General features: G+C 66.1%; 1 protein-coding gene. It reads left to right on the top strand.

Annotated elements, in window-relative coordinates:
• Positions 1-135: 135 nt before the first annotated feature.
• Positions 136-357, top strand: a 222-nt coding sequence (locus tag AC1DIP_RS22380; protein ID WP_477735138.1) for a hypothetical protein, incomplete at its 3' end; no start/stop codon positions are given.

The following is a 357-nucleotide window of genomic DNA, read 5'->3' as shown; positions in this document are numbered from 1 at the left end:
ACGTGCGGCTGTTGTAGGCGGGTTCCGACGCGTATACCCGGCCCAGTCTGCAACGCACCTTCGTAGGCGGCGCCTCACGGTTTTTGCGGCCCGCCGCCGACCCGGACGACGCAATGCCCGGAGTGACAATGACCCATGGCAACGATGATCCTTCGCAACCGGCCCCTCTGGCAGAAGCTGCTCGCATTCGTCGTGCTGCTGTTCGCGGCGCTGGTCATCGTGCTCGCCTTCTTCCCCTGGGACACGCTGCGCGGACCGGTCAACCGCTATGTCAGCGAGCAAACGGGGCGCAAGTTCGAGATCACGCGGCGGCTCGACGTGGGCCTTGGCTGGGGGCAGGCAACGGTCAAGCTGGAC

This window comes from Pseudarthrobacter sp. 05T312, from assembly GCF_056396685.1.
This window is presented reverse-complemented; position numbering and strand designations above follow the sequence as displayed.